Raw genomic sequence first — 25,687 nt, 5'->3', positions numbered from 1 at the left:
CAATTTGCCACAGTGACGCACTGCTTAAATCGGCTATAGTGTGAGGGATGTTACTGCTAGCCGCCAGAGCTCAGGTTATTTATATTTGGCGGCTTTTTTCTATTTGCTGTGTTATTTTGGGTCATAAATAATAACTCGAGAATGATAATGGCGATTTTATTGGTTTGCGCCTTAATTGCAGTGATCATGCCTTATGTTGCAAGGATCCCAGCTATTATAGAAATGAATAAGCTCGGTGGTTACGATAATAAACATCCGCGGCAACAACAAACACAACTTACAGGGCTCGGAGCAAGGGCGCTGGCTGCTCATCAAAACTGTTTTGAATCGTTAGCGGTTTTTGCCGTTGCTTTGGCTGCTGTATTAGGCACAAACAATGTTAATGCCGTAACCGAAACTTTAGCGATGACGCATATTGTAGCGCGTATTTTATTTTGTACTTTTTATTATTTAAACCTCGATATTATTCGCTCTATCACTTGGCTGGTAGGCATGGGAGCCGCTATTGGCATGATCGCCGTCAGTTTATAACGAGAATAAGCCATCAGACCCGCTGGCGCATTGGCAGCGCAGTTTATTAAGGCTTTGCTGTATAAAATCAGTTGCTTTGTGGTTTTATTACTTAGTACCCGTTCATCACAAGTCAGCTCTTGTAAGCGTCTAAAGCTTGCGTAAGCCATCCAAGCTAAAGGGTTAAACCACATTAAAATTGTAGCCAGTAATAGCAGCGCATTTGTTAGGTTATCTTTGCGTTTTATATGCACATTTTCGTGCTCTAAAATAAGCGCCAATGTAGCTTTATCAAACAGAGTATTATAATTGTGCGGCAATACCAGTTTGCTATTAAAAACACCAATGACCATGGGCGTAGCCACCTGAGCGCTGGTATAAGCTTGTACTCCTATTGTTACTTGCTTAAAGTGCGCTAATTCAGTGAGCTGTAGGCCTTTGACAAATCGGGTATGGGTAACAACAGCGGCAATTAATAAGATCGTAGTAATAATGACATACAGTAGCGCCAAACTAACACTCAAGTCGTTTGTAAGTACCTGATTAGGTGTAATTAAATAGTAACTAATGCTGCTATTTTGTAGTGGCTTAATTGCACTAGGTAAATTAGCCAACAGAACTGATACAGGTATTAACCAAGCTAATTTATACACAAAGTGTGAACCAAGGGTTTTTAAGCCAAAGCGCTCAAGTAAAACAAACCCTGCAAACAACAGACTTAATAATAGCTGTTGTTCAATGAGCCAATTAAATCCTATTTTAAATTACCATGCAAACTCCTTACTTTTGATTATTTTCCCAGTCATCAATGACTTTTTTAAGCTCGTTTATATCTTGCTGAGAGAGTTACTCCGATTTAGCGAAGCCACTTACCAAAGGGGCAATACGACCACTAAAAAAGCGCTCTATGAAGTTCTTACTCTCCTTTAAAGTGTAATCAGCACGCTTTATACAGGGGGTGTAAATATATTGGCGGCCGTCTTTTTCAAAGCTAAGCGCGCCTTTTTTTACTAAACGACCCAATAAGGTTTAATGGTTTTTTCGTGCCATTGTTTATCGTCACTTAAACGCTCAATAATTTGGCTGGCTGTGGCGGGGTAGTTAATCCAGAGTGCGTCCAGCACTTCAAATTCTGCTTTTGATAATTCGATCATTTTATTGCCTACAAGTGTAATCTTTAATTTAAGACTACATTTGTAATCTATTTTTGCACGTTTATTTTATATTTTTATCGCATTAAAGTGAGGGAGGGGAGCGTGAGCTTGTTAGCCTAAAATGTCGCTTTTATTAATTTTTATAAACTGGTTTTCAGGTAAATTTAAATGGTCTAACAGTAATTCACTTATTTGTACGCGGTATAAATCAATCACTTTGTAACCACAGTAATGCGCCATTTTACGAATTTGCCTGTTGAGCCCTTGTTTTAAAATAATACTAAACTGATTGTCAGTGATTTTAGTCACCTCACACGGCAAAGTCATTTGCTTATCGACAGGGACGCCTGCAGCCATTTTTTCGCAAAAATCCGCATCTAAAGGTTTATTGACGGTGACTAAATAGCGTTTAGGCTGATGAAAGTCAGGGTGGATCAGCTGGTTACAAAAATCTCCATCATTGGTCAAAATAAGCAATCCGCGTGAGTCTTTATCAAGGCGACCAATAGGGTATACCCGTGTTAGTTGCGGTAAATGATGAATAAGGCTGCTTGGGTCGTGCTGATTGAGTTTACAGTCAATCCCTACCGGTTTGTGATAGGCAAAGTACACTAAATCGGCTGGGCCTTTAATGGCGTGACCATTAACGATAACACGGTCGTTTTCGTCCACATGATCAATATGATTAGCGGGGCGATTATTAACCATGACAACGCCTTCATCAATCAAGCGCGACGCTTGTTTTCGTGAGCAAACACCGGCATGGGCAATGTATTTAGCGAGTCGAATTTTTGTATCCATAATGCCGTGTAATTAAAAAATATTGATCGCGATTATAGCAAAGCTGCGTATTGATTACTTGGACAGTTAATTTAACAGTAGGTAGGTTACTATGGGTATTCAATTTTCAGAACTAAAAAAGCATCAGCCATTACAAAAAGTGGTTGTTCATTCACTGGAAATGGCCTTGTACCAAGTGTCTGTTGTCATAAATAATGTTGAATACTACGTACAAGAAAGTAATGGTGAATTTGTGAAGGCACCAAGCCCATTACATATTCAAAAACGCTTTGAAGATATCGCCTATGCACAAATGATGCTAAGGCACACCAGTGCTTATGATGAAATGTGTGGTCAACCAGAAAAAATTTCCAGTAATATGCTCGAAGTGCCCTTTGGGCAAAACAACCTGTTTTAATGTCAGGTATTTGCTAATATAGGTTTATTTGGAATCATCCAATGTACCTATTACATCCCGATAATTCTGAGCAATTAAATCAAGCACTGCGCGCGCACATGCTTGAGTTTAATGCTCAGCACTTCGACGCACAGCGTCAACCTCTTGGCTTTAAATATCTCGATAAACAAGGTGAGTTAGTTGCAGGCATAAGCGGTCATGTGTTTGGTAACTGGTTGCTAATAAGCTGGTTATGGTGCGATGAATCTGCACGAGGCAATGGCTTGGCTGATTCGTTATTAACATCACTTGAAAATGCAGCAATTGAACAAGGCGCTGCTCAGGCTCAGCTTGACACCTTAGATTTTCAAGCCAAGCCTTTTTATGAAAAACGGGGTTACCAAGTTAAATATCAACTTGATAATTACCCACTTAATGGCACTCGTTACTTTATGGAAAAACTGCTAATAGTGGCTAAATAACGCTGATTGGAGCGTTATTTTTTTGCTGTTAATGGCGTACCATCAAAGGTAATACCTAAAAATGGGGTGGCTTCAGGCGCTAACATAAAGGTGCGAATATTCATGTGATCGTCTGCATCTGGGTTGTTTAGTACGTCTTCGCGATAAAATGCCCCAAAACAATCTAATGTATTTTGCTTACTAATACCATTGAGCTTAGCAAACGCAAAAATTTTGCATGAACCGTTATTTTCACTCGCAGAGCTCAATAACCCATGGTTACTAAAACTGCACGCTGTAAAAGTATAATGCGCATCAATAACGGCCATAGTATCAGCAAAACCAATGCTCTTAGGCTCATTCGCGAGCGTTGTTAAGTAGTTTGTGAGTGTCATACGCTGTCCTTGTTATTATAAGATATTGTTAAGTAATTACCCCTAACCTATCTTGTGATTGATTTATATTCAATTGAGCCAATAAAACAAGCATAGTTTATTTACCAATTAAGTGGGTTAACGCATGAATGTTGGTTATTTCAATATCAGCAAGTCCTTTGTAGGCATAGGCTTGTGCTTGATTATTTAACCACACAGACTGGCAGCCAGCGTTATTAGCACCTTGCACATCGCTATCAAGGCTGTCACCTATGTGTAAAATTTCACTGTTGTTAATACGCAAATGTGTTGCAGCTTGATCAAATAAGGTCGTATGTGGTTTAGCCTTACCGTGCAAGCCAGCTTGCAGCACCAGTTCAAACTTATCTTTTAAATTAAATCGCTCAACCTCTACATTACCGTTAGTAATGGCAATTAATTTGTAGTGCTGGCTTAGTTTATCGAGCAATGTTAGTACGTCTTCGCTCACTTCAATATTACTGCGCGCATCAGCAAATGCTTGATAAGCACTGTGTGCATGATGCTCTACTTCATCGTCTTTAAAACCAAGCTCAGACAAAACTAAGCGTAGGGTATGTTTACGCCACTGAGTGACGTTATCAATGAGTTCAGGTTGGTGTTGAACAACTCGCTCACGGCATTGTTGCCAAAACTGTGGCCCCTGTTTTTTATAGCCTGGCAGCGCATTTAAATAATCAATTTGTGCCTGAACGGCTGCGGTTATGATTGGGCGGTTGTCGTATAAGGTGTCGTCTAAGTCAAAGCTTAGTACAGAAAAAGGAGAAATTGCGCGATTAAATCGGATCATGGTTATTACCCTAATCGGTCCGTTTTTTAGCACGTGGATGGGTGTTGTCGTACACCTTAGCCAAGTGTTGAAAATCTAAATGAGTATAAACTTGGGTTGCAGATAAACTACTGTGGCCTAATAGCTCCTGTACTGCTCGTAAATCGCCAGACGATTCTAAAATATGCGACGCAAATGAATGGCGTAATTTATGCGGATGCACTTGTGAGCTTATACCTTGTTTAATGCCCCATTCTTGCATTCGCAAACGGACTTGGCGCACAGAGATACGGTTTTTTTTACTACTTAAAAATACCGCGTGTTCGTCTGCGCCCATAAATAGCGGCCGAACCGCGAGCCATTTCTTTAATGCCTCAAGGGCCTTAGAGCCAACCGGTATTAGGCGTTCTTTTGCACCTTTACCACGTACCAGTATTTCACCATTACGGGCGTTTACATCCTGTATGTTAGCACCAACTAACTCGCTAATGCGCAGACCTGATGAATACATGAGTTCCATCATGGCTTTATCTCGAATGGCAAGTGGATCGTCATCGGGTATTTCGAGTAAACGTGCCATTTGGTCAACATCAAGATTTTTAGGTAAAGGCTTGGCAAATTTAGGGCCTTTTATTCCTTGCGCGGGGTTATGGTAATGCGGTTGCTCAGTAATATTTTTTGCTTTTAAAAACTTATATAAACTTCGAATGCAGCTTAGCTTTAAGCTGATTGTTCTACCGCTCAGTTGCTTAGCGCGCAGCGCCATGCTGTAACGGCGAATGTGCTCACTTTGTACCGCAAACCAATTGTCGCATAGCTTATTAAAATACAAGGCGGCAAAACCTAATTGGCTAACATATTGATTGACGGTGTGCGCTGAATACTGGCGTTCAAATTTTAAGTAATCACTAAATAACGTGATGGGTGTACGCCAGTTATCGCTTAAGTCGCTAATATTTGGCGTGTCGTCGCTCATGCCAGTTCCAATAACCGTATTTGTAATGAGCGTACAAAATCTAACACAAATAAGTTATCTTGTGAGGGCTCAAAGTGGTTCTCATCGTGGCTGCCAAAAGCCAAAATTGCGTAGGGGTTAGTGGGTTCGCCAATTAAATACAGGGCGGTCGATTGGGTATCCTCGTTAAAGAGTAAGTCGCGCTCTTGCTGATTTACCCGCCCTAAATAATGATTACTATCTGACAATCTATGCTCTACTAAGCCCTCAAACGCGCTGTCGTATCTTACGAGTTTGCATTCATTGATAGTCGGGCTCATGCAAATAATGTTGCGTAAGTTACTTGCCAAAGTATTAAAGTCGTAATTACTCCAAAGCTGACGATGGCATTGACTGAACAAGCGGTACACGAGTTCATTTTGCGTGGCATGCTTGGTCATCGTCTCGATTTGATGTTTTAACTGAGTATTGTGTTCACGTAGTTGACGTTGCTGAATATGTACTAACGAAGTCGCACCCTGAACTTGCTGTTGTAACTCAAGTTGCGCTAATAGCGCAGGTTGATTTATTAAAAAATCAGGGTGCTGTTGTAAGTAATCTATTACTTGCTGTTTAGTTAATTCACTCATAGTGCAACTTGCCCATCAAATACATGTTCAGCGGGGCCTGTCATACGCACTGGGTGGCCTTCGCCACTCCAGCGAACTTGTAAGCTACCGCCTGGTAAATCAACTTGCACTGTGCTGGTGAGCTTGTTTTGAATAAAGCCAATCACCATAGCGGCACATGCACCGGTACCACAAGCAAGTGTTTCGCTTACACCACGTTCCCACACTCTGAGTTTAATGTGTTCTTGAGAAATAACCTGCATAAAGCCAATATTTGCGCGCTGTGGAAAACGTTCATGATTTTCAAGCAACGGGCCAAGGGTACTCACTTGTGCCGTTTCAATGTCGTCTACTTCCATGACGCAATGCGGGTTACCCATAGAAACAGCACCACTAAAAACGGTATGTTCTTCTGCACGAATAATGTAAGTCAGCTCACGTTTGGTTGCTTTGAGCGGGATTTTACTCGGCTCAAAATTAGGGTGTCCCATGTTAACCGTTACTTGGCCGTCTTTTTCAATATACAGGGTGAGGTTACCAGATTTAGTTGAAACGCTAATTTTATGCTTATTGGTTAAGCCTTTCATGCGCACAAAGCGGGCAAAGCAACGGGCGCCATTACCACATTGTTCTACTTCGTGGCCGTCGGCATTAAAAATCCGATAGTGAAAATCGAGATCGGGTGAGTAAGGGGCTTCAACCATCAGTAATTGGTCAAACCCAATGCCGAAATGGCGATCGGCCAGCTTTTTGATTTGATCACGGGATAAAAAAACGTTTTGTGTAATATTATCAATCACAACAAAGTCGTTACCTAAGCCGTGCATTTTGGAAAAATTAACTAACATAGCGCTCTAATTCGGTTTTGCTCTGTGCTAATCATGCCACAGAGCAGCTAGGTAACAAAAACGTTTATGGTAAAATTTTCTCACCTTGGTATAGGCTTTCGATGGTTTCGCGTTCGCGAATAAGATGATGTTGCTCACCATCTACCATTATTTCGGCAACCCGTGGGCGTGAGTTATAATTTGAACTCATTGTAAAGCCGTACGCTCCAGCGCTACGCTGCACTAACAAGTCACCTTGCTTGAGTGCTAGAGGGCGGTCTTTACCTAAAAAGTCACCGGTTTCACACACCGGCCCAACTACATCATAGTTGTGGGTAGGTGTTTCGTCATCACGCACCGAGACAGGAATAATTTTTTGCCAAGCTTGATAAAGTGATGGGCGCAACATGTCGTTCATACCCGCATCAACAATCGCAAAATACTTGTCTTGATTTTGCTTAATAAACTCAACTTGAGTCACTAAAATCCCAGCGTTGGCGGCAATAGCCCGTCCTGGTTCAAAAATCAGTTCAAGGTGGCGATAATTGGTAAGGCGCTGTGTTACTTGTGCTGCATACTCACTCGGGTGGGGAGGCTGTTCGTCGTCGTAGGTTACGCCAAGGCCTCCACCAATATCTAAATGGCTTAACTCAATACCTGTATTTTTTAACTCATCAATTAATGCCAGTAGTTTATCAAGCGCCTCTAAAAACGGTTTGGTTTGTGTCAGCTGTGAGCCAATGTGACAGTCAACCCCAACAATATTTAAGCCAGGTAACGACGCAGCATGTTGATACACACTTAACGCGGTTTCGATACCAATGCCAAATTTGTTTTCTTTTAAGCCAGTAGAAATATACGGGTGTGTTTTAGCGTCAATATCAGGATTAACACGAATAGAAATTGGCGCGTCTAGATTAAGCTCACAGGCTACTTCTGAAATGCGCTCAAGCTCTGAGATTGATTCAACGTTAAAACATTTAATACCTAATTCTAACGCATAAGCAATTTCGTCAGCGGTTTTAGCAACCCCAGAAAACACCACTTTATTGGTTGCGCCTCCCGCTTTAATGACCCGCGCGAGCTCGCCTTTTGAAACAATGTCAAAACCCGCACCAAGTCGCGCCAGTATATTTAATACTGCAATATTTGAATTTGCTTTAACGGCGTAGCACACTAGGCTTTTATGATCTTGAGCTGCATTAGCAAACGCTAAATAATGGCGTTCAAACGTCGCTCTTGAATACACATAACACGGTGTACCATAGTGCTGTGCAATCGTTGCTACGCTGACATCTTCAGCAAATAGTTGGTTGTTTTTATAATTAAAAAAATCCATTTACTGCTCCTGTTTTTGCTCAATAGGTGTTTGCTTGTTGGGGGTGTCTGTTGGCTGATTTTGTTCAGTAGGCTGCTCTGGTAAGTACAGCGGGCCGCTTTGACCACAGCCAGCTAACGCACACAACAAAACGGTGCTGATTAATAGTTGTTTTAATTGTAAGGTATATGTCGCTTTCATTAGATTAATACGGTTGCTGGCTTTATAATCGCAGAGTAACAGAATATCTAAAAAATGCAGCTATTCGCGGATGATTTTATTCCTGTTACACTAGCTGTACAAACATGCACCCATTATTTAGGCGTCTTGCCTGCAAAGGAAATTAACGATGACTGATCACGAATATCACCAGTTAGCAGAAGCTCTTATGTTCACAATTGAAGAACAAGTTGATGATTGTGAAGCAGATTTAGATTATGAATCGGCTCAAGGTATTTTAGAAATTATTTTTCCAGATCGCAGTAAAATTGTGATTAATAAGCAAGCACCGTTGCATCAAGTGTGGGTGGCAACAAAATTTAATGGTCACCATTTTGAAATGCGTGATGGTCAATGGATTGATAACCGCTCAGGCGCAGAGTTTTGGAGTTTCATCAATGAAGCGTCAACACGTCAAGCGGGTCAAGAAATTAAGTGGCAATCATCGCTATGAGTTTAGAGTTTGTTCAATACCCAGCTCAGGGGACGCATAAAGCCACGGTTATTTGGTTACATGGTTTGGGTGATTCAGGTGATGGTTTTGCCCCAGTAGCGCCACAGCTCGATTTACCCAGTGAACTAGGTGTGCGTTTTATCTTTCCGCATGCGCCTATGCAGGCTGTTACTATTAACGGCGGTATGCAGATGCGCTCATGGTATGACATTAAATCGATGGATTTAGACAAACGTGCAGATGAACAGGGGGTTAGGGAATCTGCAGCAAAAGTTGAGCAATTAATAACGCAAGAAATTGCTAACGGCATACCGGCGAACAAAATTATTTTAGCGGGATTTTCACAAGGTGGCGTCATATCGCTACATTTAGCCCCGCGTTTAGAGCAAAAGCTTGCTGGCGTTATGGCACTATCAACCTATATGTGTGTGCCACATAAATTGGCTGATGAAGCAAAGCAAACACAGCTAAATATATTTATGGCTCATGGGAGCCAAGATGACGTTGTACCGCATAGCGCGGGTAGAAGTGCGTTTGAAGTATTATCAACGCATAACATGGATGTAAGTTGGCAAGAATACCCAATGGGGCATCAGGTTTGTACACAAGAGTTACAAGCTGTGCGCCAATGGTTAATTTCTCGCTTAAGTTAGTTTAGGAGCCGCTGAGGGTCAAAATGAGTCAAAAAATAGTAATAACAGCAAATGTAAAACGTGAACCACAGGTTAGTGAACCCAGCGTGAGCTATGAGTGGCATTGGCGTCGGATTGTGAGTATTTCTATGTTGGTGATTATGACCTCTGCAGCGGTTATTTACGGCCTGTCTAGCGCTGTGAATGCTGATCAAGGGGCGCCGCATCCTCATGAGCAGCTCGATTTTACTGAGCAACAAACCGCAATTGTGTCGCTAAGCGATGATACTGCAGCATCAGCAGAAAGTGAAAACGCAACAGATGCTGGTGAGGAGCCGCTGAGCCGTGTCGCAATTGCAGCACCTAAAATCCTTTCCCCAAATGAGCAAAGACCAGCTCCTATTACCGAACAAGTAACATCAGAGCCTAAAGTTCAACAAAGTAATATTGAGCAAGAAGTAGAGCCAACGCTCACTGCTGAGCCTGAAGAAGCAGCCATGGCTGCAACAGATAACCAAACGCCTGAAACCGAAACGGCCAGTGAAAAACCGGCTGAGCAAAAAGTATTTGCTGAATCAGCACAAGTTGCGAGTGTGGCCATTGGTGCCAAAATAGATACAGCTACTATCAGCCGCGCCGTATTGACGCGCAGTGTGAGTAATCGTGAACCAACCAATGTATTTGCCGCCGATGTGCGTTTAAGCCAATTTGAAGAATCATTGTCATTTTTTAGTGAGCTTAAAAACTTACAAGGTCAGCAGGTAAAGCACATTTGGTTATTTGAAGGGGAAGTGATGGCGGAAGTGTCGCTCAAAGTTACTTCTCCGCGCTACCGAACTTACTCAACTAAAAATATTATGGATTCCCAGCTAGGGAATTGGCGCGTTGATGTGGTTGATGAGCGAGGCTTACTCATTGCGCAAAAAAAATTTAGAATTTTAGCTGATTAAATCGCCCTCAGAAAGAACAGGTTTTAATCCTGGAAGGTCAACAGACCCCAGTAATTATTAATGGATATTTTATGACTGAAAAAACAAAGTTAGTTCGCATTGCTACTCGTAAAAGTGCATTGGCACTGTGGCAGGCTGAATTTGTAAAAGCGCAGCTAGAGCATTTTCACGATGACGTGCGTGTAGAGCTGGTGCCTATGTCGACTCAAGGTGACATTATTTTAGATACACCACTGGCTAAAATTGGTGGTAAAGGCTTATTTGTAAAAGAACTAGAACAAGCCATGCTTGATGGGCGAGCAGACATTGCAGTGCATTCAATGAAGGACGTGCCAGTCGAATTTCCAGATGATTTAGAGTTACACGTTATTTGTGAGCGTGAAGACCCGCGTGACGCGTTTGTCTCAAATAATTTTGCCAATATTGATGCGTTACCGCAAGGCGCCATTGTTGGCACCTCAAGTTTACGTCGCCAATGCCAAATTAGAGCGTTGCGTCCAGATTTAGAAATTCGTGACTTACGTGGCAATGTAAATACACGTTTAGCAAAGCTTGATAGTGGTCAATACGATGCGATTATACTCGCAGCGGCTGGGCTAATTCGTTTAAAAATGGGTGAACGTATTCGTGACTTTATTGAGCCAGAAGTGTCGTTACCTGCTAATGGTCAAGGTGCTGTCGGTATTGAATGCCGTATAGATGATGAAGTTACTAAAGCCTTATTAGCACCGCTGGAGCACAGTGAAACTCGTATTCGTGTTAATGCTGAGCGCGCAATGAACCGCCACTTAGAAGGGGGCTGCCAAGTGCCAATTGGTGCGTATGCACTGGTTGATGGCGAGCAAGTGCATTTACGTGGTTTAGTTGGGGCTATTGATGGCAGCGAAATTTTACGCGATGAAATTAGTGGGCATGTTGATGATGCGGAAAAATTAGGAGTTGAGCTGGCTAAAAAACTCTTAGCACAAGGCGCAGATAAAATCCTTGCTGACGTATATCGAGACGCATAATGAAACACATCTTGATAACTCGGCCCGAAGGAAAAGGCGCAGCCCTTGCACAGCAACTTGAGCAAGCGGGTTATCAAGCGTCTTTATGTCCTGTTTTAAAAATAACGTATTTAACCCCAACAAGCGTTGAGCTAAGCCCGTTGGTTAATGCCGACAAAATTATTTTTGTTTCGCAAGATGCAGTACATGCACTGAGTGCCCTTAAGCCTGCAATTAACACCAAAGCGCAGTTTTATGGTGTTGGCCAACAAACAGCCGACACCATTTATGAAGTATTTGGTGTACGTGCGGCTTTGCCAAAACAACATGACTCTGAGGGGTTGCTGGCCCTTAAGTCATTGGCTGAGGTTGATGGCAGTAATATTGTGTTAGTTAAAGGTATTGGTGGGCGGCCTGAGATAGCAAAAACCTTAAAACAACGCGGTGCTTTTTTAAATAATTGTGTAGTGTATCAGCGCGAGCCGGTAGCGCAACAACCCGCTGACTGGATTGACCACTGGCAAAGCCAGAATGTACACGGTATAGTCATTACTAGTAATGCCGCTGTTGATGCCATTTTTAATACCCTTACCGCGGCGCAACTAACATGGTTACAACAGTGCGAATTTTATGTTGCCAGTGAGCGTATTGGCGATTATTTACAACAGCAAAAAATAAATTCGACACATATACATACTGCGGCAGGGGCTAGCGACCACGCTATGTTTGCCTGCATTAATCAGCAAGGTAGCAAAATGAGTGAACAGTCAGCGACGTCAAAAGTAGAAAAAGCAGCGCAGCCAATAGCCAATAACACGTCTAACACCGCTAAAAATGACACTGCAAAAGCCAATAATCAAACGCAAAATAATACCCATAAAGTGAGTAAGGTGGGGAGTTTAGCGTTGGTGATTTCGTTACTTGTTGCCAGTGGCGTGGGTTATGAGTTTTATCAAAAGCTCAATGCCGGTAAAATGCAAAATTTAGCGGTTAATGCATTAACAGAGCAAAATAAGATATTGCAGCAAGAGCTACAAGCGCTTAAGTCTGAGCAGCTCAGTCTACAGCAAGCGTTACAAAAGAGCGAAGAGCAAATTGCTATGGCGCTCAATGAAAACTCTGTAAAAAATCAGCAAGCATTAAAAGCAGCACTGCAAAAAGTGCAGCAAAGTGGTAACACATTAAACCCACAAGAAGTGACCAGCTTACAACGTATGGCTGAATTTAAATTGTGGGCTGAACAAGATTATCAAGGCACAAGTGCAGTGCTTAAACGTTTAGATTCACTTTTAAGCGACCACCCAGGCACGCTTGAGTTACGCCAAGCAATTATACAAGACATACAAACGCTCGATAGCATTAAACCCGTTGCAACAGAGGCGATTTACTTACAGTTAAATAGTGTAAGAGATCGTATCGATAACTTGGTATTTAATGCGGTTAATTTGCCAGAAGAAGCGTCAGTAATTGACGAAAACGCGCTCTCTGAAAATATGAGTGATTGGCAACAAAACATCCGAAATAGCTGGAATAAAATAGTTGATAGCTTTATTACAATTCGCCATCACGAAGGGGTATTAATAGAGCCGCTATTAACTGATAGAGAGCGCCACCTAATTAATCAGCGCATAAAGCTCAATATTACTCAGGCGCAAGATGCGCTAATGAGCAAGCAAGCCAGCATCTATTTTAGCGCCTTAAACGACACAAAACGTTTGGTTAATGAATACTTTAAGCAAGATGATAATGCCACAAAAGTGGTACTACAAACTTTAGTAAACCTTGAAAAAGAGCCGCTTAACTTTAACCCTGAGGTGACATTGCAAAGTACTGAGCAAGTTAAGGAGTGGGCACAATGATAGGGTTGATCATTTTTATTGTCGCTATTGTATTGGTATTAGCGATCACTCCTTTCGTGTTAGATGAAAAAGGCTATGTACTGATTTCATTTAATAACACGACCATAGAAGGTACGATTGTTTCGTTTTGTATTATGGCGGCACTGAGCGCAGCAGCTTTGTATTTAACTTACAAATTCATACGCTACTGCCTATCTATTTACAGAAATACCAAACATGGATTTTTTGCTCGCAGCCAAGAGCGCAAGCATGCAGCTATAGAGCAAGCGCTGTGGAGCTTGATTAATGACGATTACGCGCAAGTGGAAAGCGCGTTATCAAGTAACAGTGTGCCAGCTAAATTTTTAGACATACGTTTGGCGTTACTAGCAAAAGCTGCACTGGCAAATAATCAACCCGATAAAGCGCTGGAATACTTGTTTGAAATAAGCCCTGAGCAGCAACTAAAAGTGGCTAAACTGTGGTTAGCCAGTGGCGACAGCAGTGTTATTGAACCGCAAATACGGATGGCGGCTGAGTCTAAAAAAGCCACGGTACTTGAGCTAAAATTGTACACTGAAGTGTTGGTGCAACAGCAGCACTTTAAAATACTAGAAGACTTTTTACCGCGCTTATTACGTAAAGATGCATTGAGCGATAAGCAGTGGCAGCAGGTGTTTTTAGCTTATTTTGCTGCTCAAGCAAGTGATGAGCTAACAAGTAAGTACCAGCAATTAGGTAAGAAATTGCAAGCACATGCGCACACTGCGTACTTAACTCAAATGGCAAAAACAGGGCAGTTGGCGAGTATTGAAAACGCGTTAATTAAAATGCTCAAACATGCTAAGCACCACACTGAACTTGCCGACATTTTACGTGAAGCTGCGCCAAGTAATGCATATAAGTTGCAATCAAGCATTCAAGAACGGTTGAAAAAAGATGAGCACAATAACGCGTTATTATTAGCATTGGCGTGTTTAGCGAATGCCCAAGGTGATTATGATTTAGCTGCACGAGTATTCGACAAAGCGCTTAATAGCGATAACAAATCACAGTATCGACAACAAGCTATACTAAGCTATAAACACAGCGCACAATTAGATAAGGCGCTTGTGCTCTACCAATAGTGGATTATATTTTATAAATCAATAATTAAAAGTGCAGGAGCGAAGGCTATGAAAAATGTGTTTACATTCTCTTTTAGTCTTGCATGCGCTTATTTTTTTACTGGTTATCTTAGTAATTTATTACTCGCAGTAGACGGTTATGCCGTGGCTTCTTGGCCACCTGCAGGCATTGCACTAGCCAGTTTTTTATTATGGCGCCATCGCGCTTACTTAGGCATTATTGCTGGTTCTTTACTGATTAATTTAATTCATTTAGACCATGTTACAGATATTTTTAACTGGCAAATTTTGTTACATGCAGTGGGCCTCAGCGGCGCTGCTTTTTTGCAAGCATGGCTTGGCGCGCAAATAATTACAAAAGTAATAAAAGCCCCTCTAGACCTTTCATCGTTAAAATTAAGTATTCAAAGCTTAGCAATCGCAGGTCCTGTCGGCTGTGTCATAGGCGCTATTGCTGGTACGAGTTTATTAGTATTTAACCAGATCATCCCTGTTGCGAATGCGCTGGATAATTTTATTACTTGGTGGATAGGTGACAGTATTGGCGTATTAATTTTTACCCCATTACTATTAGCTGTATTTCACTATTCTGAGATGCGCCATCGGCTACAAGTTATTGTTCCTGCATTACTTATTTATGCGATTATTAGTATTAGTTTTTATGGTGCAGCGAGTGTAAAAAAACAAAAAGACACTCAAAAACAAGAAACGGAAGTGCTTGCGACTCAAAGCGCTATAAATCAAAAGTTAGATGAGATCATTGCACATCTATCTTTATTAAGTGGTTTTTTAGCAAATAGTGAAGACGTTAGTTTTAGTGAGTTTACGCAGTTTACGGCTAAACAATTAAGCTACAGTGAAGAAATACTCGCTTTTAAATGGGTTCCTGCTATTACTGATGATTCTCGTGCCGAGTATCAATCATGGATTGAGCAAGTTGATAGCGAAAACCCGTTTATCAAACAAAAATCAGCGAATGGGCAATGGCAAAAAGCCCCCTATCGAGAGTTGTATTACCCTGTAAAATATATAAATCCACTTAGGGGTATGAAAGATATTGTTGGGTTTGATTTAGGTTCAAACGAGCAAGTGCGTACAGCACTCACTAAATCTAAAGTACTTAATGAATTGGTGATCAGTGAACCGACAGCACTGATACCGAATAACGATGAATTAAGTGTACTCTTTATGTATCCCGTTTTTGGAAATGTGGTAACAGAAGGCGATTTTAAAGGATTTGTTGTTGCCGTGGTTAGCTTAGCTAAACTTTCTAAGTCGCTGTCGTTTGACTCTAATGAGCGTATTGCGATTAGTTTTTTTGATATTGATAATACTGAAAAACAGCAGGCACTTTATATTGCAGAGCATCATTCTATGGTGTTACTAAAAAAATATCAGTTGTTAATTGGTCAGCGAATGTGGCGCGTTGAGCTGCATCAACCCGTTTTAAAATCATCGTGGTTAATATACTGGCTGGCGCAAATAGTGGGTATGTTATTTGTGTGGTTGTTGATTATATTTTTGATCTCTGTGACGGCTACCAATATTCGAATTCGCGAACAAGTGGCAAAGCAAACACTCACGCTACGCCAAGAAAAACAAAAGGCCGATGAAGCCAGTGCTATAAAAAGTCAGTTTTTAGCCAACATGAGCCATGAAATACGTACGCCAATAAATGGCATAAAGGGTATGCACTATCTAGCGCTACAACAACAGGATTGGCAGCAAGCAAAAGGCTATATAGAGCAAGCTGATGGTGCTCTAAGTGTATTATTAAGAGTGTTAAACGATGTACTCGATTTTTCTAAAATGGAAGCCGGTAAACTTGAGTTAATGCAAGAGCCTGTGAACCTCAAACAATTAGCCGAGGACATCGTCGGTTTAATGCAATTTGAGGTGGAGAGTAAATCGCTTTCTTTAAAATTAGAGTATGACAGCGATGCGCATTTAACTCTCAATACCGATCCTATTCGTTTAAAGCAAATTCTGCTTAATTTATTAAATAATGCAGTAAAATTTACCGAAAAGGGCTGTATTACGTTAAAGATTTGGCAATCATCAAAAATGACATACTTTAGCGTTAACGATACCGGGATTGGCATTAGCTCTGCTGCTCAAAAACAGCTTTTTAAACCCTTTTCTCAAGCCGATAGCTCAACGTCGCGTCAGTACGGTGGTACTGGTTTAGGTTTGAGTATTTGTAAAAAATTGGTCGAATTGATGGGAGGGGCTATTGATTTAAAAAGCAGTGAGGGGCATGGATCTACGTTTACTTTTAGCTTACCAGTTCATTCATCGCTGCCAAAAGCCAAATACAGTGCTGATACTTTATCAAAAATTGATGTCAGTAATATTTCTTTAGAAAAATATCAATTACTTATAGTGGAAGACAACCCATTAAACCAACATGTTGTAAGTGCTATTTTAGAAACTAAACACGGTATTGCTGATATCGCAAAAGATGGCTTAGAAGCGATTGCGATGCTTAGCGAAAAAAACTACGATTTAGTATTTATGGATATTCAAATGCCTAATATGGATGGTTTACAAGCAACAAAAGTGATTCGTAATGAGTTAGGTTTTATTGATTTACCTATTATTGGTTTATCCGCCAACGCTCACGAACAAGACGCTCAAAAAGCGATTGCCTCTGGAATGGATAGCTACATGACCAAGCCTATTGAAGCTGATGAGCTATTTAAAACGCTTTGGTATTATTTATCTCGCTTAGATAAGTAACACGTATTTTTGTACAAAAGGCAGACATAAGGCCTCCAAGCGCCATTTTAAATATTCTACACTTGAAATATTAATGTACCTGCGTATCATTCGCGCAATTTTAATTCAACCGAGTAGCTACTATGATTAATAGAAAAATACCTTTGCTAGATATTCACCGTCACTTAGATGGGAATGTACGCGCGCAAACCATATTAGAACTTGGTCGTCAGTTTAATATAGCTTTACCAGCAGATAATGTTGAGGCACTTATTCCTCATGTTCAGGTTATTGATCCTGAGCCAAACCTAATGGCATTTTTACAAAAGCTTGATTGGGGGGTCACGGTACTGGGTGATTATGATGCTTGTAGACGAATTGCGATAGAAAACATTGAAGATGCACAAGCGCAAGGTCTTGATTACGTAGAACTACGTTTTAGCCCTTACTACATGGCACAAAGCCAAGGTTTACATCCTCAGGGCGTTGTTGAAGCCGTGGTCGATGGTATTAAAAGTGCAACAAAAGATGCTGATATTAAAGCAAACTTAATTGGTATTTTGTCTCGTACTTATGGTGTTAAAACCTGTCAACACGAGCTGGATGCTTTACTTGCTTTTAAAAATGATTTGGTCGCGGTTGATTTAGCGGGTGACGAAATTGGTTACCCTGGCGAGCTGTTTGTTGATCACTTTAAACAAGTACGCGATGCATATTTAGCGGTTACTGTGCATGCTGGCGAGGCATTGGGTGCTGCCAGTATTTGGCAAGCATTAAACGAGCTTGGCGCAAGCAGAATAGGGCACGGCGTTAAAGCGATTGAAGACTCAACGCTAATGGATTATTTACGTGATAACCGTATTGGTATTGAATCGTGCTTAACCAGCAATATTCAAACCAGCACAGTCAATGACTTAACTAAGCATCCGCTTAAACAGTTTTTAGATCATGGCATTTTGGCCAGCATTAATACCGATGATCCGGCTGTTGAAGGGATTGAAATTGAGTACGAATATGCAACTGCAGCGCCACAAGCTGGTTTATCGCAAGCTGATATGGAAAAAGCGCAAGCCAATGCACTTGAAATTGCGTATTTAAGTGATGCAGAAAAACAGGCACTCAAAACCAAAGTCGCACAGCGTTAATCACCCATACGATTAAAAATGCCACTGTTTACAGTGGCATTTTTGTTTATATGTGAGTTTGACAGCTAACGTAATTATCATAAAGTGCTTTTAAAATATCGGCACGGCTGATCATGCCAACTACAACGTCACCATCAACCACAGGATAATTCTTTGGCTTACCAGGTTGCATTTGTTCTGCTAATTCCATGATATTGGTATCACCGCTGACCGTCACAACTTCTGTTTGCATCAACTGCGACACTTTTACCATACCGTCACAAAAATAACTGCTTTGCATTAGGGGTTTAAGTAGCTCTTGCTCAGAGATAAAACCTACTAGCAACTTGTTATCGTCAAATACTGGGGCACCAAGCAATTTAAATTTTTGTAGTTCTGCAATGGCGGTCGTCATTTCTGTATTAGGGGTAATATGAGGCAACTTGTGTTGCATAAAATCTTTTACTTTTGTATTTAGCATTTAGGTTTCTCCCGCTGAATGTTCTATACAAAGTATGGTTTATAGATTGGATTTTAGGAAATTGTTTATGTTGATGAGTTTAATAGGTAATAACAATCATCGCAGCGGTAATGGCGGGTAATAAAAACAATTAAGACACCCTAAGGTGCCTTAAAAATAATCTGCTATCTTTTACTTTATAAAAGCAAATGCATCTGCGTACATGTTTTCGCGAATGGCTCCGTGGCTAATAAAGTCATCGCGCACTATGCCTATCATGTCAAAACGACCTGCCATGTAAATATCGTAAGGTTCAAGCGAGATGATATCGTCCATTACCGCTTTATGCACATAACCAGTATGGCCAGTCCAGCTGTCAGTAGGATTTTCTACCACAGGAATAAATTCGAAGTGCTTATGGCTATCTGCCCAAGCTTTCATTTCGGTGTGTGCATACAGCGCAGACTCTTCTTTAACACCCCAATAAAATAGCACTGGGCGCTGACAGTTTATTTCAGCAAGGTGATCGGCCATTGATTTTGCGTAAGAGAAGCCTGTGCCGCCAGCAAGTAAAATAATGGGGCGCTCGCACTGCAAACGTAGTTGAGAAACACCTAAGCCCGCTTCAATAGTCACGGTTTGATTATTATTGTGAGCACTACGAAGGTGCTCTAGCGATTGCATAGCATATGAGTCAGCAACTGAAGCACCAATGTGTAATTCTAAAGCATCCGTTTGTGAAGGACGGCTTGCAATTGAAAACGCACGTTTATCTTTTTCACCTAAAACCAATTGTAAATATTGGCCAGCTTCAAATGTGACGGGTTGCTGCGGCTTTAAAATAACTTTATGAACAAATTCTGTTAGTGGACTGATAGAAACAACGTCAGCGTGTAATGTTTGCATGTTTTACCTTAAATTAGCGGATACGCACTTTATTTGAGCAATAGTAGCATATCCGCAGGGTGAGTTTATAGCCTAGACCAAAGTCGTTAAAGAATACCTAGGCTATCCCAAAGTTCATCAACGCGATCTTTAGTGGCTTGATCCATAACAATAGGTTCGCCCCACTCACGGGTTGTTTCGCCAGGCCATTTGTTGGTTGCATCCATGCCCATTTTTGAACCAAGGCCAGAGACAGGCGATGCAAAGTCTAAATAGTCTATTGGCGTGTTTTCAATTAACGTGGTGTCGCGTGCAGGATCCATACGGGTGGTAATAGCCCATATAACATCGTTCCAATCTCGGGCGTTAATGTCATCATCGCAGACAATAACAAATTTAGTGTACATAAACTGTCGTAGGAATGACCAAACCCCCATCATTACGCGCTTGGCATGCCCTGGGTATTGTTTTTTCATGGTAACCACGGCCATACGATACGAACAACCTTCTGGCGGTAAATAAAAATCGACAATTTCTGGAAATTGTTTTTGTAAAATTGGTACGAATACCTCGTTTAAAGCCACCCCTAAAATAGCTGGCTCATCAGGCGGACGACCCGTAAAGGTACTGTGATAAATAGGGTCTTTACGATGAGTAATATGAGTGACCGTCATAACGGGAAAGTCATCGACTTCATTATAGTAACCCGTATGGTCGCCATAGGGGCCTTCAGGTGCCATTTCGCCCGGCATAATATGCCCTTCAAGCACGATTTCTGCACTGGCCGGTACTTGTAAATCATTCGAAATAGACTTAACCACTTCCGTTTTACTGCCACGCAATAAACCGGCAAAAGCATATTCGCTTAATGTATCGGGGACCGGAGTAACCGCCCCTAAAATTGTGGCAGGATCTGCCCCTAATGCCACTGATACCGGATACGCCTCACCAGGGTGTTCTTTGCACCACTCTTGAAAATCAAGCGCGCCACCACGATGAGATAACCAACGCATAATAATTTTATTTTTGCCAAGTAACTGCTGGCGATAAATCCCTAAATTTTGACGCTTTTTATAAGGCCCTTTGGTAACGGTTAAACCCCAAGTAATTAAAGGCGCAGCATCACCAGGCCAGCAATGCTGAATAGGAAGCTTGGTTAAATCAACATCGTCACCTTGTAAAATAACTTGTTGGCAGGGCGCTTTTTTTACTTCTTTGGCTGGCATATTAAGGACTTGCTTAAATACCGGAATTTGTCCAAGGGCTTCTTTAATGCCTTTTGGTGGCTCTGGCTCTTTTAAAAATGCCAATAACTTACCAACTTCTCGTAATTCACTGACATCTTCTTGGCCCATACCCATTGCTACACGCTTAGGTGTACCAAATAAGTTAGCTAGAACAGGCATGTCATACCCTTTCGGGTTTTCAAATAATAAAGCGGGGCCTTTAGCACGCAGTGTGCGATCGGCAATTTCGGTCATCTCAAGATACGGGTCGATTTCTTGGCTGATGCGTTTTAATTCGCCTCGTTTTTCAAGTAAATCGATAAAATCGCGTAGATCTTTGTATTTCATTGTGGGCCGTTACTTAGCAAAAAGTTAAAAGTATTATACCCAGTTCATGCAAGCCAAGTCATTACTTGCACTTAAAACTTAAAGCGCTCTACCGCATCTTTTAAAGAGTGTGCAAGTTGGTTAACATCTTCACTTTCGCTTGCTAGGGTCGTCGCATTGTCGGCATTTAAGGTGGCATGATCGGTTACCTTAGCCATTATTTGTTGGATATCAGTGCTGTTTGCAAGTTGTTCATGCGATGCATGGGCAATGTCTTTGCTCATTGCATTGACCGATACTAACGTGCTTTTGATACGCTCAACGGCTGCATTTAGTTCAGTACTGTTTTCAACACAATGCTTGGCTTGTTGTTGACCATCATTTATTTCAGCTTGGGTAGTCTGAGTATGTTGTTGTAGTGTGTTGATCATGGTGGTTATTTCGCTAGTGGAGCTTTGTGTTCGTGCTGCAAGCGAACGCACTTCATCGGCCACTACGGCAAATCCTCGACCATGTTCACCGGCTCTTGCTGCTTCAATGGCCGCATTAAGCGCTAGCAAATTGGTTTGCTCTGCAATACTGCTAATCGTATCAACAATAGCGCCAATCAGTTGGGTGTATTGCGCAAGCTCCTCGGTGCTGGTGACGGCTTTATCTAAGCGGCTTAAAAGAGATTCAATACTTTGGCTATTGTTGTTTGCAATGTCATTGACATCATTTGCAAACTGCGAGGCATTCGTTATTTCATTTGAGGTACTCTGCGCTTGTTTGTAAACGGCTTGTGAGCTTTGTAGCATACGTTGCGCTAATGAGGTTGCTTGTGCGCTGCGTTCCAGCTGTTGCTTAGCAACGATGGTCATTTGCTGCCCTTTTTCACTGGTTTGAATGGCTGAGTTATCGAGTTCGTAGGCGTCGTTACTGATCCCTTTTATTAGGTGAGTTAAATCATCACAAAGCTTATTGGTATTATGCAGTAGGGTACCAAATTCGTCTTTACTTAGAGGATTGCTACGCTGTGAAAAGTCACCTGAGGCTATGCGTGCGAGTTCTTTATTTACCTTTTTAAGTGGTTTTAGCATGGCGTTAGTAGTAAACACTGAAATAATAACCAGCAAAACAATTAAAAAAAAAGCAATAATAATCACTAAGCTAGAGCCGGTATTGATTGCTGACTTAGCGCTCTCTTGCAGGGAGTCAAAGCGCGTGTCTGCAAGTTTATTAAGCTCAATTAGCTGATTTTCTATAATGATAAAGGCATGTTGAAAACTTTCAAACCGCTGATCAACCTTGTCTTTGCTATTGAGTACAGTGTTCTGCAATGCATACAGCCCATCGGGACTATTTAATAGGCTGCTTAAATCGTTAAACGCCGCTATTAACTCATTGGCGTTGAGCTTATTTGTAATAGGAGAGGCTTGTTGCTCTAAATAACTAAGATTAGATTGAATATTATCGAGTAAAAAAGAAGTGTCTTGTTGGTGGGCATTGATATCTTCTGAGGTGGTTACTTGCCCAATGCCTTTGACATTATTGTTTAGAGTAAATAATAAATCATCAATTCGAGTCGCTGTGCCAAAGACTGCATTTAAAAGCGATTGCTGGTTGCCTGCTACGTTTATGAGCTCTATATCAAGTAACTGGTTACTCAGATCGCGTAGCTGTTCATTAAAGGTAACTGTCAGTGCTGCGGCGGTACTTTGTGCCTTAAAGCGTTGCTCTTTTACTGCAAGCATGTCGTTGCTTATTGTATTTAGTTTAGTGAAGTCATTATGAATAGTAACAAGTAATGTTTGCATACTTTGTTGTTTGGCAACTTGCGCTTTTAGCGTCTCTAATTTATTAAAAAACTGTGTTTGCTCTGCGTGTGCTTGCTTTTTATTTTGCAGTAGTAAATCAAGTTTAGTTTGGCTGTAAGCAATGGCATTAAATTTAGTAATTGAAAGTAGCGATAAACGCAGGTCTTTACTTGCTTGCTGTACCGGAACCGCTAACGTTTCTATGCGCGAGTTAGTGGTACTGATTTGATGGAGTGACCAGTAAAAAAATATGCAGCTGGTGAGCATTAACAGGCCAATAGCTGAAAAGGCTAAAATTATTTTATGTTTTATAGCGATAGAATGCATAACGTTATCAACAATATTAAGACTTTTGTTAGTGTAGCAAGTTTTTTAATATGTTGTTGGTTAATGGTTAATTGCTTGTGCATTGATATTTTTTACCGTTAATTATTAGCATAGCTTGCTCGCCCTTACTCCAAAACAGTACCTTGTTATTAATATATTTGCTACCAGAAGCACTCACCTCATGAGTTAATAAATAATCATGCTTATTAAAGCGGAGCGTCGCCTGTTTGTTGCTAATAATATCTAGCTGTGCAGCGGTGTTATCGCACATGTAGTTTGTTGTAATGGGTTGCTCATTGCATGCAACCAGGGCTATTAAAGTAATAGTAATGGCGTAGTGTTTCATTAGGTTGTGTTTTACTTATTTGGTCGCTTGGTTAATTAAGAGCTTAGCAAAGCTAAATTAACCGTTGGTGAAAATAAGGCTTTACGCTATGTTTAAGCTCTTATTTTTAGCTAGGGAATATCATGGCTGGCACTAACCTCTTAACATTACTTGATGATATAACGACCTTACTTGATGATATTGCGACCATGAGTAAAGTCGCGACTAAAAAAACGGCAGGCGTACTAGGAGATGACTTGGCGCTCAATGCGCAGCAAGTTACAGGGGTCACTGCCGATAGAGAGCTACCGGTAGTATGGGCAGTGGCAAAAGGGTCTTTTTTAAATAAAGCGATATTAGTCCCTGCTGCGTTATTAATTAGTGTGTGGTTGCCTTGGCTAATTACACCACTTTTAATGATGGGTGGCTTATTTTTATGTTTTGAAGGCGCTGAAAAAGTATTTGCTCGCTTTTTACCTCACCATGAGGAAACGATAGATGATGATGAAAAGTTAGATTTAGTTGAATATGAAAGGCAAAAAGTAAAAGGTGCTATTCGTACTGACTTTATTCTTTCTGCTGAAATTATTGTAATTACCTTAGGGACTGTGGCTGGGGCTACGTTAATGAATCAAGCACTGGTGCTAAGTGTTATTGCCATCATCATGACAATTGGTGTTTATGGATTGGTAGCTGGAATTGTAAAACTTGATGACGCGGGTTTGTATTTACTTAACCAATCCAAGGTGTCGGCCAATAAGTTTAAAGAGCTGATCGGTAAAGGCTTATTAGCAGCAGCGCCAAGGCTTATGCAATTTTTAGCCTTTGCCGGCACTGTGGCCATGTTTTTAGTCGGTGGCGGCATTTTATCCCACGGTATTGAGCTACTACATCATTGGCAATTAGAAGTAATAACCATAGGTAAGTCGTTATTAAATGGCACCGGCGAAATATTAGCCCCTCTTATATTTGACGGATTACTAGGGGTAGTAGCGGGGCTATGCATTGTTATTCTGCATTTAGCTTATACAAAAATATTTAAAAAATAACTGCTGTGTGAATTTTTAGACTGCGCTTTGTTTTATATTTTCATCAAAGCGCACACTATTAATTATTTAACTACAGCTTAGGTTATTTACATTGGCTATTGTCACAAAGCTGTTTTAGCTCATATTTCGCTTTGCTATTACCTTGCGCTATAGCTTGCTCGTACCAATACTTTGCTGTTTTTACATTTTTAGTTACGCCTTGCCCATCTCGATACATTTGCGCAAGATTTAGCTGCCCCCATTGCGAGCCGGCATTTGCGGCAAGCTTAAAGCTTTCAGCGGCTTCTTTGTACTGTCCATTTTTAAAGTAGGTAATCCCTTGTTGGTTATTTTTGTCGAGCTTTAAACCTTTATATAGCGGTTTAGGTTTTGGCGGAAACATTACAAAACCACCATATAAACTGCTTGCTGAGGGGCGCAGTACGTCGTAAATCACCCCGTCGTTATAGAGTCTTATAACTTCGCTACGAGGCAAAGTAATTTTGTCAGTTGAGAAATAACCGTTTTGCACTAATAAGCTAGTACGCATTGCTGTCGTAATGCCGTTGTTACGTTTATAGCTGTAGTTACTTACCTGAAAAGTTATAAACTGCTCATCAAAACTTAAAACCTGCGCAATTTTTAAGTTGGTCAGTGTCCATGGCTCATGAGTAAATTTATCGGCGTGTACTAAATACGTGTCGTACGCTTTAGGGTTAGTTAAGTAGTGTTGCTTTTGCGCTTGCGCTGCAGCGTGTTGTTGGTAAAAGAACAGCCCCACCCATAACGCTAAAAACACTCCTATAAAGTATTTAGGTAGAGTGACAATTTCAAAAATAGGTAACTGCTTTAGCTTTGCAGGCGCATTATAGCCACATTGATAGCATTCGTATTTATAGCTTAGCGCTAAAGGTAAAACAGGAATAACCGTAAAGCGTAAAAAGCGACTTTGGTTTATCAGATGATAGGCGCGGCTATGGCAATTAGGGCAGCACTGCGTTTGTGCAAAATAAGGAAATGACTGGCTAGTATTGAAAAGCAACATAATAAGGCTCCTTGTTAATTTACAA

At 41.1% G+C, this 25,687-nt stretch carries 26 protein-coding genes and 2 pseudogenes; 12 read left to right on the top strand and 16 right to left on the bottom strand.

Annotated features, from left to right (window positions below; all coding sequences use genetic code 11):
- Nucleotides 1-147: 147 nt before the first annotated feature.
- Nucleotides 148-531 (top strand): MAPEG family protein, encoded by a 384-nt coding sequence (locus MTN97_RS13630; protein ID WP_248474627.1) that lies wholly within the window; start codon nucleotides 148-150, stop codon nucleotides 529-531.
- On the opposite strand, the pseudogene MTN97_RS13625 reads toward MTN97_RS13630, so the two are convergent.
- The 3 genes and pseudogenes from MTN97_RS13625 to MTN97_RS13615 all read right to left on the bottom strand — a co-directional run.
- A pseudogene (locus MTN97_RS13625) lies at nucleotides 528-1,268 on the bottom strand (M56 family metallopeptidase); the annotation flags it as partial. The gene MTN97_RS13630 and the pseudogene MTN97_RS13625 sit on opposite strands and share 4 nt — an antisense overlap.
- A gap of 22 nt (nucleotides 1,269-1,290) precedes the next feature.
- Nucleotides 1,291-1,664: pseudogene (locus MTN97_RS13620) on the bottom strand (BlaI/MecI/CopY family transcriptional regulator).
- Nucleotides 1,665-1,775: 111 nt separating this feature from the next.
- Nucleotides 1,776-2,465, bottom strand: coding sequence for a pseudouridine synthase (locus MTN97_RS13615; protein ID WP_036980835.1), 690 nt, complete (start codon nucleotides 2,463-2,465; stop codon nucleotides 1,776-1,778).
- 91 nt (nucleotides 2,466-2,556) lie between these two features.
- On the opposite strand from MTN97_RS13615, the gene MTN97_RS13610 reads away from it, so the two are divergent.
- Both MTN97_RS13610 and MTN97_RS13605 read left to right on the top strand, forming a co-directional pair.
- Nucleotides 2,557-2,862 carry a DUF6482 family protein gene (locus MTN97_RS13610; RefSeq protein WP_036980836.1) on the top strand — a complete coding sequence of 102 codons (306 nt, stop codon included), beginning with the start codon at nucleotides 2,557-2,559 and terminating at the stop codon, nucleotides 2,860-2,862.
- A 41-nt stretch (nucleotides 2,863-2,903) separates the two neighbouring features.
- The gene (locus MTN97_RS13605) at nucleotides 2,904-3,323 is read left to right on the top strand and encodes a GNAT family N-acetyltransferase (RefSeq protein ID WP_069438760.1); all 420 of its coding nucleotides are present in this window, start codon (nucleotides 2,904-2,906) and stop codon (nucleotides 3,321-3,323) included.
- Between the two features lie 14 nt (nucleotides 3,324-3,337).
- Here the strand turns inward: MTN97_RS13605 and MTN97_RS13600 are convergent, their stop codons facing one another.
- The 7 genes from MTN97_RS13600 to lptM all read right to left on the bottom strand — a co-directional run bounded on the left by MTN97_RS13600 (nucleotide 3,338) and on the right by lptM (nucleotide 8,393).
- Complete coding sequence (locus MTN97_RS13600; RefSeq protein ID WP_076922600.1) at nucleotides 3,338-3,697, bottom strand: HopJ type III effector protein; 360 nt, start codon at nucleotides 3,695-3,697, stop codon at nucleotides 3,338-3,340.
- Nucleotides 3,698-3,794: 97 nt separating this feature from the next.
- The gene (locus tag MTN97_RS13595; RefSeq protein WP_013463723.1) at nucleotides 3,795-4,505 is read right to left on the bottom strand and encodes an HAD-IA family hydrolase; all 711 of its coding nucleotides are present in this window, start codon (nucleotides 4,503-4,505) and stop codon (nucleotides 3,795-3,797) included.
- 10 nt (nucleotides 4,506-4,515) lie between these two features.
- A complete protein-coding gene (locus tag MTN97_RS13590) occupies nucleotides 4,516-5,460 on the bottom strand; it encodes a tyrosine recombinase XerC (RefSeq protein WP_248474626.1) in 945 nt (314 codons plus the stop codon).
- Complete coding sequence (locus MTN97_RS13585) at nucleotides 5,457-6,068, bottom strand: DUF484 family protein (protein WP_248474625.1); 612 nt, start codon at nucleotides 6,066-6,068, stop codon at nucleotides 5,457-5,459. Before MTN97_RS13585 ends, MTN97_RS13590 begins: the two co-directional genes overlap by 4 nt.
- Nucleotides 6,065-6,895: a diaminopimelate epimerase gene (dapF, locus tag MTN97_RS13580; protein ID WP_013463726.1), complete on the bottom strand. Its 831-nt coding sequence runs from the start codon at nucleotides 6,893-6,895 to the stop codon at nucleotides 6,065-6,067. Before dapF ends, MTN97_RS13585 begins: the two co-directional genes overlap by 4 nt.
- A gap of 64 nt (nucleotides 6,896-6,959) precedes the next feature.
- On the bottom strand, nucleotides 6,960-8,213 hold the full coding sequence (gene lysA / locus MTN97_RS13575) for a diaminopimelate decarboxylase (protein ID WP_248474624.1): 1,254 nt from the start codon (nucleotides 8,211-8,213) through the stop codon (nucleotides 6,960-6,962).
- On the bottom strand, nucleotides 8,214-8,393 hold the full coding sequence (lptM, locus tag MTN97_RS13570) for an LPS translocon maturation chaperone LptM (protein WP_013463728.1): 180 nt from the start codon (nucleotides 8,391-8,393) through the stop codon (nucleotides 8,214-8,216). It lies immediately after the preceding gene.
- Between the two features lie 148 nt (nucleotides 8,394-8,541).
- Between lptM and cyaY the strand changes: the two genes are divergently transcribed.
- From cyaY to add, 8 genes are all read left to right on the top strand, one after another.
- Nucleotides 8,542-8,865 (top strand): iron donor protein CyaY, encoded by a 324-nt coding sequence (gene cyaY, locus MTN97_RS13565; RefSeq protein WP_013463729.1) that lies wholly within the window; start codon nucleotides 8,542-8,544, stop codon nucleotides 8,863-8,865.
- Entirely contained in the window at nucleotides 8,862-9,518 is a 657-nt protein-coding gene (locus tag MTN97_RS13560; RefSeq protein ID WP_036980847.1) for an alpha/beta hydrolase, read from the top strand. Before cyaY ends, MTN97_RS13560 begins: the two co-directional genes overlap by 4 nt.
- Nucleotides 9,519-9,541: 23 nt before the next feature.
- Complete coding sequence (locus MTN97_RS13555; protein WP_248474623.1) at nucleotides 9,542-10,447, top strand: DUF2914 domain-containing protein; 906 nt, start codon at nucleotides 9,542-9,544, stop codon at nucleotides 10,445-10,447.
- 71 nt (nucleotides 10,448-10,518) lie between these two features.
- Complete coding sequence (hemC, locus tag MTN97_RS13550; RefSeq protein ID WP_248474622.1) at nucleotides 10,519-11,457, top strand: hydroxymethylbilane synthase; 939 nt, start codon at nucleotides 10,519-10,521, stop codon at nucleotides 11,455-11,457.
- Nucleotides 11,457-13,295, top strand: coding sequence for a uroporphyrinogen-III synthase (locus MTN97_RS13545; RefSeq protein ID WP_248474621.1), 1,839 nt, complete (start codon nucleotides 11,457-11,459; stop codon nucleotides 13,293-13,295). The genes hemC and MTN97_RS13545 overlap by 1 nt, the downstream gene beginning before the upstream one ends.
- Complete coding sequence (locus MTN97_RS13540) at nucleotides 13,292-14,401, top strand: heme biosynthesis HemY N-terminal domain-containing protein (RefSeq protein WP_036980855.1); 1,110 nt, start codon at nucleotides 13,292-13,294, stop codon at nucleotides 14,399-14,401. Before MTN97_RS13545 ends, MTN97_RS13540 begins: the two co-directional genes overlap by 4 nt.
- A gap of 48 nt (nucleotides 14,402-14,449) precedes the next feature.
- A complete protein-coding gene (locus tag MTN97_RS13535; protein WP_248474620.1) occupies nucleotides 14,450-17,140 on the top strand; it encodes an ATP-binding protein in 2,691 nt (896 codons plus the stop codon).
- A gap of 122 nt (nucleotides 17,141-17,262) precedes the next feature.
- Complete coding sequence (gene add, locus MTN97_RS13530; RefSeq protein ID WP_248474619.1) at nucleotides 17,263-18,264, top strand: adenosine deaminase; 1,002 nt, start codon at nucleotides 17,263-17,265, stop codon at nucleotides 18,262-18,264.
- A gap of 46 nt (nucleotides 18,265-18,310) precedes the next feature.
- On the opposite strand, the gene MTN97_RS13525 is transcribed toward add, so the two are convergent.
- The 5 genes from MTN97_RS13525 to MTN97_RS13505 all read right to left on the bottom strand — a co-directional run bounded on the left by MTN97_RS13525 (nucleotide 18,311) and on the right by MTN97_RS13505 (nucleotide 23,535).
- Nucleotides 18,311-18,724 carry a CBS domain-containing protein gene (locus MTN97_RS13525; RefSeq protein WP_013463737.1) on the bottom strand — a complete coding sequence of 138 codons (414 nt, stop codon included), beginning with the start codon at nucleotides 18,722-18,724 and terminating at the stop codon, nucleotides 18,311-18,313.
- 171 nt (nucleotides 18,725-18,895) lie between these two features.
- Nucleotides 18,896-19,609 (bottom strand): NAD(P)H-flavin reductase, encoded by a 714-nt coding sequence (gene fre / locus MTN97_RS13520; RefSeq protein WP_069438769.1) that lies wholly within the window; start codon nucleotides 19,607-19,609, stop codon nucleotides 18,896-18,898.
- Nucleotides 19,610-19,695: 86 nt separating this feature from the next.
- Nucleotides 19,696-21,162, bottom strand: coding sequence for a 4-hydroxy-3-polyprenylbenzoate decarboxylase (ubiD, locus tag MTN97_RS13515; RefSeq protein ID WP_248474618.1), 1,467 nt, complete (start codon nucleotides 21,160-21,162; stop codon nucleotides 19,696-19,698).
- Nucleotides 21,163-21,233: 71 nt separating this feature from the next.
- Complete coding sequence (locus tag MTN97_RS13510) at nucleotides 21,234-23,264, bottom strand: methyl-accepting chemotaxis protein (protein WP_248474617.1); 2,031 nt, start codon at nucleotides 23,262-23,264, stop codon at nucleotides 21,234-21,236.
- A 67-nt stretch (nucleotides 23,265-23,331) separates the two neighbouring features.
- Nucleotides 23,332-23,535 carry an MliC family protein gene (locus MTN97_RS13505; protein WP_409418114.1) on the bottom strand — a complete coding sequence of 68 codons (204 nt, stop codon included), beginning with the start codon at nucleotides 23,533-23,535 and terminating at the stop codon, nucleotides 23,332-23,334.
- 197 nt (nucleotides 23,536-23,732) lie between these two features.
- On the opposite strand from MTN97_RS13505, the gene MTN97_RS13500 reads away from it, so the two are divergent.
- The gene (locus MTN97_RS13500; RefSeq protein ID WP_036980862.1) at nucleotides 23,733-24,638 is read left to right on the top strand and encodes a DUF808 domain-containing protein; all 906 of its coding nucleotides are present in this window, start codon (nucleotides 23,733-23,735) and stop codon (nucleotides 24,636-24,638) included.
- Between the two features lie 82 nt (nucleotides 24,639-24,720).
- Here the strand turns inward: MTN97_RS13500 and MTN97_RS13495 are convergent, their stop codons facing one another.
- Entirely contained in the window at nucleotides 24,721-25,662 is a 942-nt protein-coding gene (locus tag MTN97_RS13495; protein WP_248474615.1) for a tetratricopeptide repeat protein, read from the bottom strand.
- Nucleotides 25,663-25,687: the final 25 nt, after the last annotated feature.

It is taken from the genome of Pseudoalteromonas sp. 2CM36K (genome assembly GCF_023161865.1).
Classification (GTDB): domain Bacteria; phylum Pseudomonadota; class Gammaproteobacteria; order Enterobacterales; family Alteromonadaceae; genus Pseudoalteromonas; species Pseudoalteromonas tetraodonis.
This window is presented reverse-complemented; position numbering and strand designations above follow the sequence as displayed.

Bases quoted from the DNA above. Each gene is read 5' to 3' on its own strand.
- MTN97_RS13630 (WP_248474627.1), top strand. From the start codon at position 148: ATGGCGATTTTATTGGTTTGCGCCTTAATTGCAGTGATCATGCCTTAT.
- fre (WP_069438769.1), bottom strand. From the start codon at position 19,609: ATGCAAACATTACACGCTGACGTTGTTTCTATCAGTCCACTAACAGAA.
- lysA (WP_248474624.1), bottom strand. From the start codon at position 8,213: ATGGATTTTTTTAATTATAAAAACAACCAACTATTTGCTGAAGATGTC.
- hemC (WP_248474622.1), top strand. From the start codon at position 10,519: ATGACTGAAAAAACAAAGTTAGTTCGCATTGCTACTCGTAAAAGTGCA.
- cyaY (WP_013463729.1), top strand. From the start codon at position 8,542: ATGACTGATCACGAATATCACCAGTTAGCAGAAGCTCTTATGTTCACA.
- MTN97_RS13545 (WP_248474621.1), top strand. From the start codon at position 11,457: ATGAAACACATCTTGATAACTCGGCCCGAAGGAAAAGGCGCAGCCCTT.
- MTN97_RS13510 (WP_248474617.1), bottom strand. From the start codon at position 23,264: ATGCATTCTATCGCTATAAAACATAAAATAATTTTAGCCTTTTCAGCT.
- MTN97_RS13555 (WP_248474623.1), top strand. From the start codon at position 9,542: ATGAGTCAAAAAATAGTAATAACAGCAAATGTAAAACGTGAACCACAG.
- MTN97_RS13605 (WP_069438760.1), top strand. From the start codon at position 2,904: ATGTACCTATTACATCCCGATAATTCTGAGCAATTAAATCAAGCACTG.
- MTN97_RS13535 (WP_248474620.1), top strand. From the start codon at position 14,450: ATGAAAAATGTGTTTACATTCTCTTTTAGTCTTGCATGCGCTTATTTT.
- MTN97_RS13595 (WP_013463723.1), bottom strand. From the start codon at position 4,505: ATGATCCGATTTAATCGCGCAATTTCTCCTTTTTCTGTACTAAGCTTT.
- MTN97_RS13505 (WP_409418114.1), bottom strand. From the start codon at position 23,535: ATGTGCGATAACACCGCTGCACAGCTAGATATTATTAGCAACAAACAG.
- MTN97_RS13540 (WP_036980855.1), top strand. From the start codon at position 13,292: ATGATAGGGTTGATCATTTTTATTGTCGCTATTGTATTGGTATTAGCG.
- MTN97_RS13590 (WP_248474626.1), bottom strand. From the start codon at position 5,460: ATGAGCGACGACACGCCAAATATTAGCGACTTAAGCGATAACTGGCGT.
- MTN97_RS13615 (WP_036980835.1), bottom strand. From the start codon at position 2,465: ATGGATACAAAAATTCGACTCGCTAAATACATTGCCCATGCCGGTGTT.
- MTN97_RS13610 (WP_036980836.1), top strand. From the start codon at position 2,557: ATGGGTATTCAATTTTCAGAACTAAAAAAGCATCAGCCATTACAAAAA.
- lptM (WP_013463728.1), bottom strand. From the start codon at position 8,393: ATGAAAGCGACATATACCTTACAATTAAAACAACTATTAATCAGCACC.
- ubiD (WP_248474618.1), bottom strand. From the start codon at position 21,162: ATGAAATACAAAGATCTACGCGATTTTATCGATTTACTTGAAAAACGA.
- add (WP_248474619.1), top strand. From the start codon at position 17,263: ATGATTAATAGAAAAATACCTTTGCTAGATATTCACCGTCACTTAGAT.
- MTN97_RS13495 (WP_248474615.1), bottom strand. From the start codon at position 25,662: ATGTTGCTTTTCAATACTAGCCAGTCATTTCCTTATTTTGCACAAACG.
- MTN97_RS13500 (WP_036980862.1), top strand. From the start codon at position 23,733: ATGGCTGGCACTAACCTCTTAACATTACTTGATGATATAACGACCTTA.
- MTN97_RS13525 (WP_013463737.1), bottom strand. From the start codon at position 18,724: ATGCTAAATACAAAAGTAAAAGATTTTATGCAACACAAGTTGCCTCAT.
- MTN97_RS13600 (WP_076922600.1), bottom strand. From the start codon at position 3,697: ATGACACTCACAAACTACTTAACAACGCTCGCGAATGAGCCTAAGAGC.
- dapF (WP_013463726.1), bottom strand. From the start codon at position 6,895: ATGTTAGTTAATTTTTCCAAAATGCACGGCTTAGGTAACGACTTTGTT.
- MTN97_RS13585 (WP_248474625.1), bottom strand. From the start codon at position 6,068: ATGAGTGAATTAACTAAACAGCAAGTAATAGATTACTTACAACAGCAC.
- MTN97_RS13560 (WP_036980847.1), top strand. From the start codon at position 8,862: ATGAGTTTAGAGTTTGTTCAATACCCAGCTCAGGGGACGCATAAAGCC.